This is a genomic window from Arthrobacter sp. ISL-28 (assembly GCF_018613875.1).
Taxonomy (GTDB): domain Bacteria; phylum Actinomycetota; class Actinomycetes; order Actinomycetales; family Micrococcaceae; genus Arthrobacter.
On the sequence record NZ_JAGGPJ010000011.1, the window covers coordinates 16,556 to 31,836 of the forward strand.

General features: G+C 64.2%; 15 protein-coding genes. 6 read left to right on the top strand and 9 right to left on the bottom strand.

The features are described 5' to 3' along the window. A complete protein-coding gene (locus J7E80_RS08720; RefSeq protein WP_215051085.1) occupies positions 1 to 1,017 on the top strand; it encodes an inorganic phosphate transporter in 1,017 nt (338 codons plus the stop codon). An 85-nt stretch (positions 1,018 to 1,102) separates the two neighbouring features. On the opposite strand, the gene pstB is transcribed toward J7E80_RS08720, so the two are convergent. From pstB to pstS, 4 genes are all read right to left on the bottom strand, one after another. Continuing rightward, the gene (pstB, locus tag J7E80_RS08725) at positions 1,103 to 1,882 is read right to left on the bottom strand and encodes a phosphate ABC transporter ATP-binding protein PstB (protein WP_215051086.1); all 780 of its coding nucleotides are present in this window, start codon (positions 1,880 to 1,882) and stop codon (positions 1,103 to 1,105) included. A 97-nt stretch (positions 1,883 to 1,979) separates the two neighbouring features. Further along, the gene (gene pstA, locus J7E80_RS08730) at positions 1,980 to 3,089 is read right to left on the bottom strand and encodes a phosphate ABC transporter permease PstA (protein ID WP_215051087.1); all 1,110 of its coding nucleotides are present in this window, start codon (positions 3,087 to 3,089) and stop codon (positions 1,980 to 1,982) included. Next, complete coding sequence (pstC, locus tag J7E80_RS08735; RefSeq protein WP_215051088.1) at positions 3,090 to 4,022, bottom strand: phosphate ABC transporter permease subunit PstC; 933 nt, start codon at positions 4,020 to 4,022, stop codon at positions 3,090 to 3,092. A 119-nt stretch (positions 4,023 to 4,141) separates the two neighbouring features. Next, complete coding sequence (pstS, locus tag J7E80_RS08740; RefSeq protein WP_215051089.1) at positions 4,142 to 5,257, bottom strand: phosphate ABC transporter substrate-binding protein PstS; 1,116 nt, start codon at positions 5,255 to 5,257, stop codon at positions 4,142 to 4,144. Positions 5,258 to 5,544: 287 nt separating this feature from the next. On the opposite strand from pstS, the gene J7E80_RS08745 reads away from it, so the two are divergent. Both J7E80_RS08745 and J7E80_RS08750 read left to right on the top strand, forming a co-directional pair. Further along, on the top strand, positions 5,545 to 6,096 hold the full coding sequence (locus tag J7E80_RS08745) for a flavin reductase family protein (RefSeq protein ID WP_215051090.1): 552 nt from the start codon (positions 5,545 to 5,547) through the stop codon (positions 6,094 to 6,096). 63 nt (positions 6,097 to 6,159) lie between these two features. Continuing rightward, positions 6,160 to 6,579 carry a DUF1761 domain-containing protein gene (locus J7E80_RS08750; RefSeq protein WP_215051091.1) on the top strand — a complete coding sequence of 140 codons (420 nt, stop codon included), beginning with the start codon at positions 6,160 to 6,162 and terminating at the stop codon, positions 6,577 to 6,579. Between the two features lie 59 nt (positions 6,580 to 6,638). Here J7E80_RS08750 and J7E80_RS08755 read toward each other — a convergent pair whose 3' ends face one another. Next, positions 6,639 to 7,130, bottom strand: a complete 492-nt coding sequence (locus J7E80_RS08755) for a hypothetical protein (RefSeq protein WP_215051092.1) — start codon at positions 7,128 to 7,130, stop codon at positions 6,639 to 6,641. A 27-nt stretch (positions 7,131 to 7,157) separates the two neighbouring features. Next, the gene (locus J7E80_RS08760; protein ID WP_215051093.1) at positions 7,158 to 9,071 is read right to left on the bottom strand and encodes a primary-amine oxidase; all 1,914 of its coding nucleotides are present in this window, start codon (positions 9,069 to 9,071) and stop codon (positions 7,158 to 7,160) included. A gap of 123 nt (positions 9,072 to 9,194) precedes the next feature. Between J7E80_RS08760 and J7E80_RS08765 the strand changes: the two genes are divergently transcribed. From J7E80_RS08765 to J7E80_RS08775, 3 genes are all read left to right on the top strand, one after another. After that, a complete protein-coding gene (locus J7E80_RS08765; RefSeq protein WP_215051094.1) occupies positions 9,195 to 9,785 on the top strand; it encodes a TetR/AcrR family transcriptional regulator in 591 nt (196 codons plus the stop codon). A gap of 122 nt (positions 9,786 to 9,907) precedes the next feature. Further along, complete coding sequence (locus J7E80_RS08770; protein WP_215051095.1) at positions 9,908 to 10,867, top strand: helix-turn-helix domain-containing protein; 960 nt, start codon at positions 9,908 to 9,910, stop codon at positions 10,865 to 10,867. Between the two features lie 254 nt (positions 10,868 to 11,121). Beyond that, the gene (locus J7E80_RS08775; RefSeq protein ID WP_215051096.1) at positions 11,122 to 11,769 is read left to right on the top strand and encodes an AmiS/UreI family transporter; all 648 of its coding nucleotides are present in this window, start codon (positions 11,122 to 11,124) and stop codon (positions 11,767 to 11,769) included. Here the strand turns inward: J7E80_RS08775 and J7E80_RS08780 are convergent. From J7E80_RS08780 to J7E80_RS08790, 3 genes are all read right to left on the bottom strand, one after another. Beyond that, the gene (locus tag J7E80_RS08780) at positions 11,766 to 13,244 is read right to left on the bottom strand and encodes an APC family permease (RefSeq protein WP_215051097.1); all 1,479 of its coding nucleotides are present in this window, start codon (positions 13,242 to 13,244) and stop codon (positions 11,766 to 11,768) included. The genes J7E80_RS08775 and J7E80_RS08780 overlap by 4 nt on opposite strands. Before the next feature lie 265 nt (positions 13,245 to 13,509). Beyond that, positions 13,510 to 14,808: an NAD(P)/FAD-dependent oxidoreductase gene (locus J7E80_RS08785; RefSeq protein WP_215051098.1), complete on the bottom strand. Its 1,299-nt coding sequence runs from the start codon at positions 14,806 to 14,808 to the stop codon at positions 13,510 to 13,512. Between the two features lie 9 nt (positions 14,809 to 14,817). Then, the gene (locus J7E80_RS08790) at positions 14,818 to 15,162 is read right to left on the bottom strand and encodes a cupin domain-containing protein (protein WP_215051099.1); all 345 of its coding nucleotides are present in this window, start codon (positions 15,160 to 15,162) and stop codon (positions 14,818 to 14,820) included. Positions 15,163 to 15,281: the final 119 nt, after the last annotated feature.

The window sequence follows — 15,281 nt, forward strand, 5'->3', positions numbered from 1 at the left end:
GTGACGCCGTTCATCTTCGCCTTGGTGGTGCTCCTTGCCGCCGCGTTTGCGTTCATTAATGGCTTCAGGGATGTGTCCAACTCCGTGGCGCTGGCTGTCCGGAACCGAGCCCTCACGCCAACTGTCGCCGTACTGCTGGCCGCGATCTTCAACTTCATCGGCGCCCTCCTCAGTTCCGGCTTTGCCGTGGCTGTCAGCCAGAGCTGGGTCACCCTGCCGCAGGGTGACAGCGGGCTCACTATCCTCGTAGCCGGGCTGGCGAGCGCCTGCCTTTGGGGCCTGCTTCTCTGGTGGCGGGGCATCCCCTCTTCCTCCACCCATGCACTCGTGGGCGGACTGGCCGGGGCGGGAACCGCCAGCGTCCTGGTGGGCGGGAATGCGGTGGGCGGCGTGGACCAGTCGCTCCTGTTCCAGGTTGTCCTGCCCCTGGCCCTCTCCCCCGTCATCGCGTTCGTCGGCGCCTACCTGCTGGTATTTCCCATGACCTGGGCTGCCCGCTACACGCAGCCGAACGTCGTCAATAAGCGCTTCCGGGCGGCCCAGTCGGTCGCTGCCGGGGCTGTCGCTTTCGGCCACGGCCTGCAGGACGGCCAGCGCGTCGGCGCGGTGCTCCTGCTTGCTCTCCTCGCGGCAGGCTACGGCGACGGCGGCTCCGTCCCGTGGTGGGTGGCGATGCTTTCGGCCGTGATGATCACCGTGGGGACTCTCTTCGGCGGCTGGCGCATCTCCCATACTCTGGGGTACCGCCTGATCCGGATTGATCCGCTCCGGGGTGTGGTGGCCCAGACCTTCAGCGCGTTTCTGCTCTTCATCGGGGCCATCGGTCTGCACTGGCCTATGTCCACCACCCACACCGTGACCTCGGGCGTGCTGGGTGCTGGGGAGAACCAGCATGACTCCGGTACCCACCGGGTACTCGTGCGGAACGTCCTGTCGCTGTGGGTCCTGACGCCCATTGCCACGGCCGCCGCAGCCTTTGTGCTGGCCCTCGCGCTTTCCCCGCTGAACGGGGCATAAAACCAGCATCGATTGCTCCGTAGCTGCCCTTTTGAGCGCTCATTAGGGCAGTTACGGAGCAACCGATGGGTGTTTTGAGGGTGTCCTATCCGAAGCGGCCGGAGACGTAGTCTTCCGTGGCCTTCTGTGTGGGATTGCTGAAGATGGTGTGGGTGTCGCCGACTTCGATCAGTTTGCCGGGCTTGCCGGTGCCGGCGATGTTGAAGAACGCCGTCCTGTCCGAAACACGCGCTGCCTGCTGCATGTTGTGCGTCACGATCACCACTGTGTACTGATCCTTGAGGTCGTTGATCAGATCCTCGATGGCCAGGGTGGAGATCGGGTCCAGCGCGGAGCACGGCTCATCCATGAGGATCACCTGCGGCTCCACCGCAATCGCGCGGGCGATGCACAGGCGCTGCTGCTGGCCGCCGGACAGGCCCGAGCCGGGCTTATCCAGCCGGTCCTTGACTTCGTTCCAAAGGTTGGCGCCCTGCAGGGAGCGTTCCACCAGGGCATCAGCCTCGCCCTTGGAGATCTTCTGGTTGTTCAGCTTCACGCCAGCCAGCACATTGTCCCGGATGGACATCGTGGGGAACGGGTTGGGCCGCTGGAAGACCATGCCGATCTGGGAGCGAACGGTGACGGGGTCCACGCCGGGTCCGTACAGGTTGTCGCCGTCGAGCAGCACTTCGCCCTCGACACGGGCACCGGGCAGGACCTCGTGCATGCGGTTGATGGTCCGCAGGAAGGTGGACTTGCCGCAGCCGGAGGGGCCGATGAACGCTGTGACGGACTTGGCCTCGATGTTGATGCTGACGTCTTCGACGGCCAGGAAGTTGCCGTAGTAGACGTTCAGGTCTTTGACGTCGATGCGCTTGGACATGATGTTCCTTTAACTTGCTTGTATGGATTGAAGTCTAAGTCCCCGCGGCCGCTGGGGAAACGGGCCGGGAACCGGACGCCCTGGCACCTGACGGCCTTTAGCGGCCGGTCTTTGGCGCGAAGACCCTGGCAATCAGGCGGGCTCCGAGGTTGAGCAGCATCACGAGGACGATGAGCACGAGGGCGGCGCCCCAGGCCCGCTGGTTAGAGGGGTCAGGGTTGGACGGCGAGGTGGGGTTCAGAATCTGCGTGTAGATGAACGTGGGCAGGGAGGCCATCCAGCCGCTGAACACGTTGTTGTTGATGCTCGTGGCGAAGCCGGCGGTTACCAGGATCGGCGCGGTTTCGCCGATCACGCGGGCAATCGCCAGGGTGACGCCCGACGCGATGCCGGAGATCGCCGTCGGAATGACCACCTTGAGGATGGTCCGCCATTTGCGTACGCCCAGGGCGTAGGATGCTTCGCGGAGCTCGTTGGGCACGATCTTGAGCATCTCCTCGCTGGAGCGGACCACCACCGGGATCATCAGCACGGACAGCGCGACGGCGGCAACGGCACCGGTTTTGGTGCCCGGACCCACAACGGCGAAGAAGAACGCTGCGGCGAAGAGGCCCGCCACGATGGACGGGATACCGGTCATGACGTCCACAAAAAAGGTGATGGCACGGGCGATCGGGCGGTCGTGGCCGTACTCCACGAGGTACACGGCTGTCAGCAGGCCCACGGGCACAGAAATGACGGTGGCCAGGAGGGTGATCTCAAGCGTGCCGAGGAGCGCGTGGTAGATGCCGCCGAGAACGGGTGAGCCTTCTTCCGCAGCCCTGTTGTCGAAGACGCCAGTGACGCCGTTCATGGACGTGGTCAGGAATCTGGGAGTGATGATGCCAGGAATGCCGTTGACCATGACGGTCCAGATGACGGAGATGAGCGGGAGGAGCGCAACCAGGAAGGACCCCACCACGAGGCAGGTGGCCAGCTTGTCCTTGGCCTTGCGCGATCCTTCAACCGCGGCGCTCCAGCCCACCAGGCCGGCGGCGAAGAGGATGGCGGAGACGATCCCCCACCCGAAGGCGTTGAAGCCGATCAGCGCAAGGATGGCCGCGCCGAGGACCAGTGCAATGGCCAGCACGACATATGGGGCAAATTTGGGCAGCTGGCCCTTGGTGAGTGCGGACCGCTTGCGGACCGGGGTCAGGGTGGGGGTCATTTAGTTTGCTCCCGAGAATTCTTTGTGCCGGCTGATGATCCACCGGGCGACCATGTTGACGCCCAGCGTGATCACGAACAGGATCAGGCCGGCGGCGATCAGGGTGTTCACCTTGAGGCCGCCCGCCTCAGGGAAGTTCAGCGCGATTTCGGCGGCGATGGTCTGGTTGCCGGACTGGATCAAGCTGGCGGTGAGGGCGCCGGAGGACAGCACGAGCGCCACTGCCATCGTCTCGCCAAGCGCGCGGCCGAGGCCCAGCATGACGGCGCTGATGATGCCGGGGCGGGCGAAGGGCAGAACGGACATCTTGATCATTTCCCAGCGCGTTGCACCTAGGGCGAGGGCGGCTTCCTCGTGCAGTTTGGGGGTCTGCAGGAAGATCTCGCGGGACAGGGACGTGATGATGGGCAGCACCATGACGGAAAGGACTATGCCTGCCGTCAGGATGGTCTTGCCGGTGGCGGAGGCCGGGCCCTGGAAGATGGGGAGCCAGCCCATATTGTCGGCGAGCCAGTCGTACGCCGGCGAAATTTCCCTGGCCAGGAACGCAGCACCCCAGGCGCCGTAGATGACTGAGGGGATGGCAGCGAGGAGGTCGATCACGTAGCCAAGGCCGGACGCCAGGCTGCGCGGGGCGTAGTGCGAGATGAAGAGCGCAACACCGATCGACACGGGCGTGGCGATGACCAGCGCGATGATGGCGGCGATGAGGGTACCCACCACGATCGGCCAGATGTACGCGAAAAAGCCCTTCCCGCCCTGGATGTCCTCTGCCGGGGCGGTGAACGCCGGAATTGCCTGGATGACGAGGAACAGCGCAACGCCGAACAGCACGGCAAGGATCAGGCACCCTGCTGCCAGGGCGGCTCCAGAGAAGACTTTGTCCCCGGCACGTCCTGCGCCTCGGGACTTGGTCAGGGAGGTGGTGGTCATACCTGGCCCTTCGGTGTTGATGGTGCGGAATTGCGGAACATGACGAGAATGCTCTTTACACGCCTAGTTCCCCGCTCCGCCCGAAGGCAGAACGGGGAACCTCAGCGATCAGTACAACTTTACGACTTGACCTTGATGGACTCGATGGCCTTGGTGGCCTTCTCCGTCAGGGCAGCGGACAGCGGAGCCGATTTGGCTGACTCTGCGGCAGCCTTCTGGCCCTCTTCGGAAACGACGTACTTCTCGAAGGCCTTGACCAGGTCTACGGTTTCCTGCTTGTCATAGGTGGAGCAGACGATGTGGTACGAAACCAGGACGATCGGGTACGCGCCAGACTCGGTGGTGGTGCGGTCGAGCTTGATGGCGCTGTCATTCTCGGCGCGGCCTTCGACCGGCTTGCCGGCGTCCACAGCCTTGGCAGCGGCTTCCGGGGAGATCTTGACGAACTCGGAACCGACCTTGATCTGGGCGATGCCCAGCTTGCCGCCAACAGCGGAGTCATCGGCGTAAGTCACGGCACCCGGGGTGTCGCTGACGGTCTTGACGACGCCGGACGTGCCCTTGGCGTTCTCGCCCTTGAGCGAGGCCGGCCAGATGCCGTCGGCCTTGTCCTTCCAGATCTCGGGAGCGGCATCGGCCAGGTACTCGGTGAAGTTCTTGGTGGTGCCGGAATCGTCAGAGCGGCTCACAGGGGTGACCTTCAGGTCCGGAAGCTTGGCGTCCGGGTTCAGGGCAGCAATTGCGGGGTCGTTCCACTTGGCGATCTCGCCGCGGAAAATCTTGGCAGCCGTGGGCGCATCAAGGTTGAGCTCAGTGACGTCCGGCACGTTGAACGCGATGGCGATCGGCGAGATGTAGACGGGGATGTCAATGGCCCCCTCAGTGCCGCACAGTTCCTTGGACTTGGCGACTTCCTCATCCTTCAGGAAAGCATCGGATCCGGCGAACTGGGCGGAGCCGTCCAGGATAGCCTTGCGGCCTGCACCGGAACCATCCGGTGAGTACTGGATGGTGGCACCCTGGTTCGCGGTGGCGAAGTTGGTCTTCCACACGTCCATGGCGGCAGCCTGAGCTGTGGATCCGATTCCGGTGAGGGTTCCGGTGACCTTGGTGCCGGTGGCCTGGGCGCCGGTCGGGGAATTCGTGACGTTATCTGACCCACAGGCGGTAAGCGTGAGTGCGCCAGCGGCGATGACAGCGATAGCCGCGTGGCGGCCGAAGCGGAGTGCCTTCACTAGGTTTGTACCCCTTCCAGGGTTTTTGATGCGACCCGGACCGGAGGCGTCCGGACAGTGGAATGCGTACGTTTTGTACCTTGACTCAATTTATGGGCCCCAGGTAAAGAGTGTTGGGGTCCAAGATGAACGGAAGATTAACGACGGCGGCATATTGGTTTACAGATGCAGGGTCCCCATTGCATTGACGGCCCCGCAGTCGTAGGCGGCACAGTCATCGGGGTTCGCATTGGCAGGCGTTCAGTGTCCAGGCTTCAGCGAAGGCTCAGTATGGCACGATGTGCCCTATGGAGACCCCCGGAAACCTGGACGCCCACCGCCTGGACGGTGGGCCGCCGTCGGACGCCGACATCGAGCTGTACCGCCGGCTGAGCGGTGACATCGCCGCCGGCGTCGCCGTTGTCTCCACGTCCCTGCGCAACCGCGACTATGCAGCGACCGTGAGCGGTTTCCTCTCCGTCTCCTATGATCCGCCGACGATGCTGGTCAGCCTCTATGCGGAATCACGCATCGGCCAGGCAGTGGAGGAAGCGGGCACCTGGGCCTTGAGCCTGCTGTCCGGCAAGCATCAGGGGGCAGCGAACTGGCTGGCCAGCCCGGCGACGCCGCTGCATGGATTGCTTACTCAGGTCCCCTACCGCCGCGGTCCGGCCACAGGATCGGCGATCCTCGACGGCGCGCTCGCCTACTTCGAACTGCGGACCGTTGCCATCCATCCGGCCGCCACGCACCTGATCGTCGTGGGTGAGGTCCTGGCCATGGGCAGCGATGCTGCGCCCGGAGAAGCCGCGGACCCGCTGATCCATTTTGGCTCCGGCTACCACCGCTTGGCGCCGTAGCTGCCGGGCGACTGCGCCCTAGACTTCGAAGTGGGTCAACAAACACTGATTGAGGAGTAGGAAATGGTTCCTGAAATCAACATCTGGGCTGTCTTGGTGGCCACGCTGTCCACCATGGTCGTCGGCTCACTCTGGTACACGCCCAAGGTCTTTGGCAACTACTGGATGCGCACCGCCAAAGTCACGCCGAGCGGTGAAGGAAAGGATGCCGTGCGGCCGATTCTGATCACACTCGTCGTCAGCTTCGTCAGCGCTCTGGTTCTTGCCGGTTCAGTAGCCATCGCCCAGGAGTTTTATGGGGGCGGCTTCCTGGCGAACTCAATGATTACCGCCGTCATCCTCTGGGCCGGATTCACTGCGGCCCGCTTCATCACGCACGATGCATTTGAGGGCCGGCCAGCCGGACTCACCCTGCTGAACTGTTCCCATGAACTCGTGACCTATCTGGTCATGGCCCTCGTTATCGGCCTGTTCGGCATCTAATCGCGAAGTTCGAAGCGCCAACGTGCAGCTAATGCCCGCAAATCTCCATTTTGCGGGCATTATGTGCCAGTTCGCGCCTCGTGCCGCAGGGCTGGAAGTGTACGTTCGCGCTGGCCGCGGGTCCGCAGCCGGGCCACCAGCGTTGCGGCGAGGAACGCCGTCGTCATTTCCAACGCAATGACCAACAGCAGGACGACGGCGTCGGACTCCCCCGTGCCGCCCGCAGACTCTGCCAGGGCGCCCGCAGACTCTGCCAGGCCGCCCGCGGCCGGCGCTCCATGGCTGTGTGTGGAGCGGCCGGCCGCCAACAGCACGAATGCATGGACCGCCGTCATCGTCACGGCTGAGGCCATGACCCGCTGAAGCGCGGCGACGCGGCTGTGGCGCCAGATGTGCACGGCGCACGGCAGGCACACGGCAACCATGGCGACCATCAGTGCGTTGAGCCAGGCGGCGTGGTGGTTTCCGACCGCCAACCACAGGTGGGCGAAGCAGGAAGCCGCCGTTACCGCGGCGCAGGCCCGGGAGTGGAGCCTTGCCGGGGAACTCATGGGTGAAGGGGCGACAGGGCAGTCCGGTCAGCCATGGCAGTGGCCTCCTGCGGCCTGGGCAGAAGCGGGGACATCCAGCACCGGGCTGCGGTCGAAGAACCCCTCGGGCCGCAGCTTGAACCCCACGGTGTCCACGGGCATGATCGGCCAGTCTTCCGGCCGAGGGAAGTGGGTCAGCCCGAAGGTATGCCACACCACGATGTCCTGGCCGTCGATGTCGCGGTCCTGGGCGATGTAGGCAGGCAGGCCTGCGCCGCCGGAGTGCTGGTTGACGAAGTCCCCGGTGGGGTACCGCTCGTCTTCCGCGAACCGGGTGACCCACAGGTCCTTGGTAGCAAACGCCGCACGCCTGGCGATGGACGAATCGGGGTCCGCGAGGAGAGTCGGCTGGCCTTCGGAGTGGAGCTTGTAACCGACAGGTTCGCCCAGGCGGTTCTTCGACTCCGGGTTGGAGATGATCCAGGTCCGGCCGTTGCGGGCGTCAGCCTCACGGACCGCCTCCGACTCGCGGGCCAGCAGTGTCCTCTTCCGGGAAAAGGCATTGCCCCGCTCGTTGCCCTCACCCATTGGCTGCCGGACGACGTCCTCTTCCTCAACCCTGTTGGTGAAGCCGTCGATGGCCATGTCCAGGCGGGCGCTGAACAGATGCTGGTGGTAGGGCGCTCCGAGGCCGGGTGCCAGCTGGGAAATGTTGTCCGAACCGCCTTCGGGGAAGGCGCTGGTGAACACGACGCCGGTGGCCTTCGCCTCGAATTCGATGGTGCCGTCGAGGTAGAGGTACCAGTAGAAGCCGTAATCGTAGTTGCCGATGGTGGTGAAGAAGGAGATGACCAGGCGGCGGTTCCGGCGGGTGTAGTTGATTCCCGACCAGAGGTCGCTGTGCTTGGCGAGGATGCCCCAGTCCTCCTCGTGCATGCAGATGCCGTTGCGGATTTCGCGGGGGTTGCCGAAGGCATCGCTGATGACCGGGCTGAGGTACGTGATGTCGCCCAGGCAGTCGCAGCCCAGTTCGAGGGAGTTGGCGTACTGGCCCACAAGGTATTCGCCGGTGTCGAAGTAGTTCTGCCAGGACCGGATGGGCGACGGATCGCCGTATGGGACGACCATTTCGGCGATCGATGCCCGGTTGATGATGGGGCGCAGCCGGTCCCCGTCCCGGAAGCCGATGTTGTGCAGTATCACTCCCTCGCGGACGTCGAATCCGACGTCGAGGCTCCAGTTTTCCCATTCCACCCGGTTTCCGCCGGTGACGGTGAAGCTGGGACCTTCGGGCTGGGTGATGCTGATGGGCTTTTGCGTTGTGCGGAGCGGACCAGTCAGCTCGGGGTCTGTGTAGTTGCCGTGTTCGGCCGGGACCGGGACGAGGCCGGTGTCGAGCACCTGCGTGACTTCTTTCTTGACCACGTCCACGTAGGCCACGAGCCCGTCCACGGGATGCGCCCAGGCGCTGTCCTCGGGGAACTCCTGCACGAATGCCAGGCCGCGGAGGATCCGGCGGCCTTTCTCCTCCGCGTACTCGAAGACGCCGGCGGACAGTGGGGCAACACGGACTTTGGCGACGTCGAGATTCCGGGCGGCGAGCGCCTTGAGCCACCGCTCGTCGCTCGCAAGAAGTTCCTCCACCACTGCGAACTCCTCCCCCAGGACGGGAAGCTCCCCGGTGACCGCGGTGTCCAGTTCGACGGCGGCAATCACCTCCCGCGTGGATGTCGAGACGGTGACGTCCAAGGGTGCTGCTCCAAAAACGTCGTGGATGAAGATCCTGAACCTGCGGTTTGCTTCCGTCCCCGCATTCCGGTCGGGATCCAGCAGGCCGAGATACGCGATGCGCTTCTCCTGGCCAAGGAGGCCAGCGGAGCGAAGGATGCTCTGCACGTCCGAGATTTCCGTGCTCGTTGCCAAGCGGTATGGGGTGGCTACATCTGCGAGTAAGGGCGTCATGGTTGCCTTCTGTCCGGGACCCTTGGCGGGTCGGGTTTTATTTTCTATACTTGTAGAGAATAAGCGTTTGTAAGATGTGTCACAAGAGGCTTGCGCCGGAAATATGTATTGGGGAGCAGTTGCGTGCCAAAGATTGTTGATCACGACGAGCGCCGGCTGGAGCTGGTTGACGCGACCTGGCGAATTATCGCGCGGCTCGGCATCGAGGGTGCCACCATGCGCGAGATCGCCACGGAAGCAGGGTTCGCTAACGGCGCCCTCAAGCCCTACTTCCCCACCAAGGACACACTGTTGACTTTCGCGTTCAGCCACGTCTTCAACAGGACCAACGAGCGCATCGCGGAGGTCACCGCGGGCAAGGCGGGGATCGCTGCCCTGAGGGCATTTTGCGTCGAGGTGCTGCCCCTGGACGAGGAGCGGATCAACGAGGCGCGCATCGTTATTCCGTTTTGGCAGAAGGCCATCAATGACCCCGGCAAAGCGGCCATCCACCGGGACTCCATGGAGCAATGGCACGCCGCAATCCTGGAGTACCTTGCGCAGGCGAGGAAGAGCGGGGACGTGAGTTCCGCCGTCGACGACAGCACCGTTGCCGGACACTTGCTGAACATGCTGTTGGGCGCCCAGATTGCGGCAGCACTGGCGCCGCACGGACAGGCTGATCTCGGGTTGGCCGAGCAGTTAGAGGCCTTCCTGGCGCTGCTGACCCGGTAGCCGAACTTTTTTCGACGCCTGTTGAAAAAAGGCGTCATCCGGCGTTAACCTGAGATCACTGTGTTTCAGGACACAGTCACCGGGGAACCGCCGTCAGATGGCCACCGTCGTCAGGAACATCCATGCCAGCAGCTACAGTCCGGCCCGCCAGCCAGGAGCTCACCTCCAGCGTTGCCGTTTCGTTCGACCACTGGAAGCACCTCGTCGCGGAATCCTTTGTGCCGCTCGCGGCCCGGACAGCAGACGTGGACGGCTTCCGCGGGCAGATGCGGTCGCGGGTGCTTGACCGCATGTCCGTCGTCGAGGTTACCGCCACCTCCCACGAGGTCCACCGGACCCCGGCACTGATTGCCCAAGCCGGGGAACGATACTTCAAGCTCAACCTCCAGCTGGAAGGGACCGGCCTCCTGATCCAGGACAACCGGGAGGCCCTGCTCCGGCCCGGCGACCTGGCCATTTACGACACCAACCGCCCCTACACCCTTGCCTTCGAGGAGGAGGCTCGGATGATGGTGGTGATGTTCCCGTGCGATGCCCTATCCCTGCCCAGTGACTACGTCGGCCAGCTTGCGGCAGTCAGGATGGCAGGCAGCGCCGGACTCAGCGGGATCGTGGGGCAGTTCATCCGGCAACTGTCCGAAAACCTGGAGGTACTCAGCGGCCCCAGCGGCTCGAGGCTGGCCACCAACGCCCTGGACCTGGTGTCCACCATGCTGCACGCAGAGATGGACATCGTCCCGGACCGGATGAAGCCGCAGGCGCTGCTGGCGGTTTCCGTGCGCGAATACATCGAGGCCAACCTGTCCGACCCCATGCTGTCGCCGGCCAGCATTGCCGCGGCGCACTTCATTTCGACACGTCACCTGCACAACGTCTTCCACGAGTCCGGAACAACGGTGGCCAGCTGGATCAGGAGCCAGCGTCTGGAGGGCGCCCGGCGCGAACTGCGGGATCCCCTGCATGCCGGCAAGTCCGTGGGTGCGGTAGCTGCGGGCTGGGGCTTCCTTGACGCTGCACACTTCAGCCGCACGTTCCGTGACGCCTTCGGGGTTTCGCCCCGGGACTGGCGCCGCGGCGCCTGATCTCCGCGGCCTTAGTCTCCATGGGGCTTAATCTTCGCAGGGCCTTAATCTCCTACCAGCGGATTGTGACTGGCGGACTCCCGACGTCGCAATCCCCGTCCACTAACATTCCATGTCGTGGGAGAAATATTTCATATCGCGAAAAGCGGCCGAGAATCGGCCGCGACAAATAGCTTTGGTCCCCCGGTTTCGCAACCCCCAGGGATTGCACGACGCCCAGGGATTTCGCAACGCCCAGCTCAGGCAGTCAACTGATGGCTTACATCTGTCTGCTGCTCTCGGGGGCAGCGCTGCTGATCAACGGCCTGGCACTGCTGGGGTGCGTTCCTCGCCGGGACTCGGCCGCTATCAGCCTCGTCATCGGCAGCATCCAGCTGGCACTGGGCATCGCCTACCTGGGCGGAACGGCGGACGGCGGAGCGCAATTGCTGTTGGCCAGCACCGGAATGTTCCTGTTCGGCCTGACGTACGTTTACGTGGGACTGGACGTCCTGCTGACCCTGGGTTCCAAGGGGCTGGGGTGGTTCTGCGGCATGGTGGGAGTCATCGGACTGCTGCTCGCAGCGGCGTGGTTCCTCGACGATCCGCTGCTGGCAGTCCTGTGGTTGTGCTGGTCCGTGCTGTGGATGCTTTTCTTCGCATCCATGGCCTTGGGGCTGGAGCGCGTCAACCCCTTCACCGGGTGGGCCCTTGTACTCACGAGCCAGGTAACTGCCACTGTTCCGGCGTTCCTTGGAATCACCGGGCTCTGGCCCTACAGGACGGATGCGGCGGCGCTGGAAGCGGCCCTCGTGGCTGCCCTTTTGGTGCTGGCCGGCATGTTGGCCCGCCGCGGATTTCCTGATCCCCGCCGGGCCAACACCGGTTCGCTCCCCGGTCCAGCCAGGGAGGCTGCACGCTAGGTGACGATGCGCTCCAGCGCGGCAACCCTCTGCCGGCGCTCAGTCAACGCTTCGACAGCCACCCCGATGACAGAGACCACCGGGACCGCCACCAGCAGGGCAACGGCCGTCTCGGCGCTGCCGCCAATGAGCGAGGTGAAGTTGCTGACCACCAGGAACAGAACCCACGCCAGCAGCAGGGCAGCGAGCACTGGCGCAATGAGTGTCTGCCAGAGCTGACCGTCTGGTCGCTCACGGCGGAAGAAGCCGACGACGGCGACTGAGCAGAGAATGTACAGCACCAGGAGTGCCGCCACAGCCAGGCTACTGAACCAGGAGAAGAGGCTCAAGACGGGATCCATGCCCAGGACGGCGAAAGGGGCAACCAGTACGACGGCGGCGGCCGTCTGGATCCAGGCCGCCACGGCCGGCGCGCGATGCCGGTTGGTCCGGGCCACGATGGCGGGCATGGAACCGCGCAGCGCCAGCGAATGCAGGTAGCGGTTAATGCCGTTGTGGAAGGCGATGATGCCGGCCAGAAGTGAGGTGACCAGCAGGATGCCGGTGACGGTGCCTGCCCAGGGGCCGAAGAGCTTCACCATGGGTCCCAGGACAAAGGTGGTGGAGTCCCCTGATTCAAGGGCGGCGCCGGCCGCATCAATGACGTGGGACGGGCCGTAGTAGCTGACAAGCATCCAGGAAATGAAAGAGAAGAACACCGCAATCACGCCGACGGACAGGTAGGTTGCCCGCGCCACGGTGCGATGGGCGTCCTTGGCCTCAGCCGAATAGATGGCGGTGGATTCGAAGCCGAACATGGAGGCCACCGCGAACATGATGGCCACTCCCGGAGCGCCGCTGGCGATGGCTTCCGGTGAGAAGGACGCCGCGATGCTGAGGCCCTCCGGCCCACCGCCGCGGAACAGCACTGTGAAGCCGAACAGCAGCAGTACAGCGACTTCCAGCCCCACCAGGAAAGCCAGCACGCGGGCCCCGAGTTCGATGTTCAGGGACCCGAGCACCTGCACCCCGGCCATGGTGACCAGGGCCAGCAGCCACCAGGGCACGTCCAGGCCAACGGAGGCCAGCAGGCCGGAGAAGGCTGCTCCGTACAGTCCGTACATGGCGGCCTGAACAGTGTTGTAGGCCAGCAGGGCCAGCCAGGCGGCGCCTGCCCCAGTCCTCCTGCCGAAGGCGGCCGTCACGTAGGCGTAGAAGGCGCCATTGGCCTGGATCTTCCGGCTCATGGCTACAAAGCCCACCGCGAAGATCACGATGACGATGCCTACGATCAGGTAGGCGCCCGGAGCGCCGGCGCCGTTGCCGAGTGCTGCCGCCAAGGGGGAAGCGCCGGCGATTCCCGTCAGCGGCGCCTGGGCGGAAAGAACAAAGAACAGGATTCCCAGCACGCCGATGCTGCCGGCGCGGAGCGCGGTTGAATGCTCCTTGGCGGGCGTAGCCTCAGTGGTCCGGGATTCGGAATTCGAAATACTCATTGGATCCTTCTTAACGGTCATGAGCTTTGGGAGGAAGTGATGCTGTCTTGGAGCAAGCAGGCGCAGGGCCGGCTTACTGGCGCAGCGCATCGTGAAATCCAGCATGGCAGGAAGGCTCTGAATCACTTTGTCCAGCAGCGATCAGTTGTTGTACCTCAGCGCAATCGTCCAACGGCTGCGGCACGGTACAGGAGCAAGGGCTCTATGGGACAAGGGCCCTATGGGACAGGGGCAGGGCAGGACAGGGTTTTACAGGACCGAGGGCTCAGCCCGCCAGCAGCGACGCGGCATCAAGGGCGGCTTCCATGCCGCTCTCAATTGCCCCGTCAATAAATCCTCCCCAGCCGTTGGCGATATCCGAGCCGGCAAACAGGACCCGCCCGTGGGCCGCCTGCATCGCAGAGAGGTAGGTCGAAAGAAATCCGGTGCGGTGCATGGGCCAGGTTTCCCCAGACAGCGGGTCGTCCACCCAGTTGTGGCTGGCCACCGCCACCACCTCCGCTCCGGGCACCAGGCGTTCGAGCTGCGCCTGGACGGCGGCCGGATCCTCAACGCCGATCCTTGACGCGTCAGGACCAAACCCGACGGCGATCGTGTCGCCGTCGAGCGTGTACTCGACCTGGAAGAAATTAAGGGGCCAGTCAGCGCCACCGAGCGCCACAAAAGGCGCATGTTCGCCGCGGAGCCTGAACCAGACCTTGGCACCCTTGGCGACCTGGCCCAGGCGTGAGCCTTCGGCCTTTGCAGTCGGCAGGGGCGGCTCGAAGGCCACCGCTTTCAGGGCATGCAGCGGAACCGTGACAATCGCGGTCCTGGCCCGGACAGTCCGGCCGTCCGAACTGCGGATATCAACGAAGCCTGAGTCGTCCGAGATGGTTTCCACGGTAAAGCCATGCTCGATGCTGGCCTTGGAGTCCGCCAGGATTGCGGCAGCCAGGGCGGCTGTTCCGCCGACGATTTTGAACGTGGCGCAAGCTTCGAAGTTGACGGCCCAGTCACCGTTGGTCAGCGCTACCCAGCGAAGAGCCTGGGTCAGGGCCGCGTTTTCCAGCGAACCATTGAAGTTCAGTGTCCAGAATGACTCGAGGATGTCCCGCTGCGGGCCGGACGGAAACTGGTCGCGGATCCGGTCCTGGACCGACACATCGTCGATGGCCTTGAAGTCGTCGCGGGTCAGGGGCCTGAAGGGCTCCGGAAAATACTTGCGGGACTCCTGAACGAACTCACCGTTGGTCTGGCCGATGAGCGCAAGCAACTCGTCTGGCCCACCCTCATGACGGCCGCCGTCCGCCCACCAGAACGCCCGTTCCGGCTCCGGGCTGGGCGTGGTGCCCAGTCCGTAGCGCTTCAACTCCGCCCAGACGTACGGCTGGGTCCAGTGCACCCAGGTGCCGCCGATTTCAAGGTCCCGGCCCAGCCGGTGGTCCAGCCAGGTGCGGCCGCCGATCCGCTCCCGGGCTTCCACGATGTGAACGGAGAACCCCTGGCGGGTGAGTTCCCGTGCTGCTGTCAGGCCGGCGAACCCTGCACCCACCACAATGACGTCAAACGTTTCGCGTTCCATTTCCGCCACCTAGGAGTAGACGAAGAACTCGGTTGTGGGTGCCAGCACGGCCCATTGGGTTTGGGCTCCCTTATTGAAGGAGGCCGAACTTCCCGCGGAAAGGTCGTAGGATTCGCCGCCCTCGACGTCGATCCGGAGATGGCCCTCGAGGATATGGATCGTCTCGTCGGCCTCCATCAGCAGGTCAAAGGGTTCCGGTGCATCGGTAGGGTCCACGTGCCAGTAGCCGCACGCCAGCGCCAGCCGGTCGCCCTCCCCGAATCGGCGGACCCATTGGACCTTTCCGAGTTCGAAGGGCTCATTCTTTTCGGGGTCCAGCGACGACGAGGTGGAAAAGGCAGAGGTTGGTGACATGTGTGGCTCCAGAGGGTGACGGCCGGCGATTCCGGCCAGTGGATAAAAGGGGGGCGCCATGTGATGGGCATCACCCACAGCACAATCTAAGCAAGTGCTTAGTTTTAAGTCAACGGCCG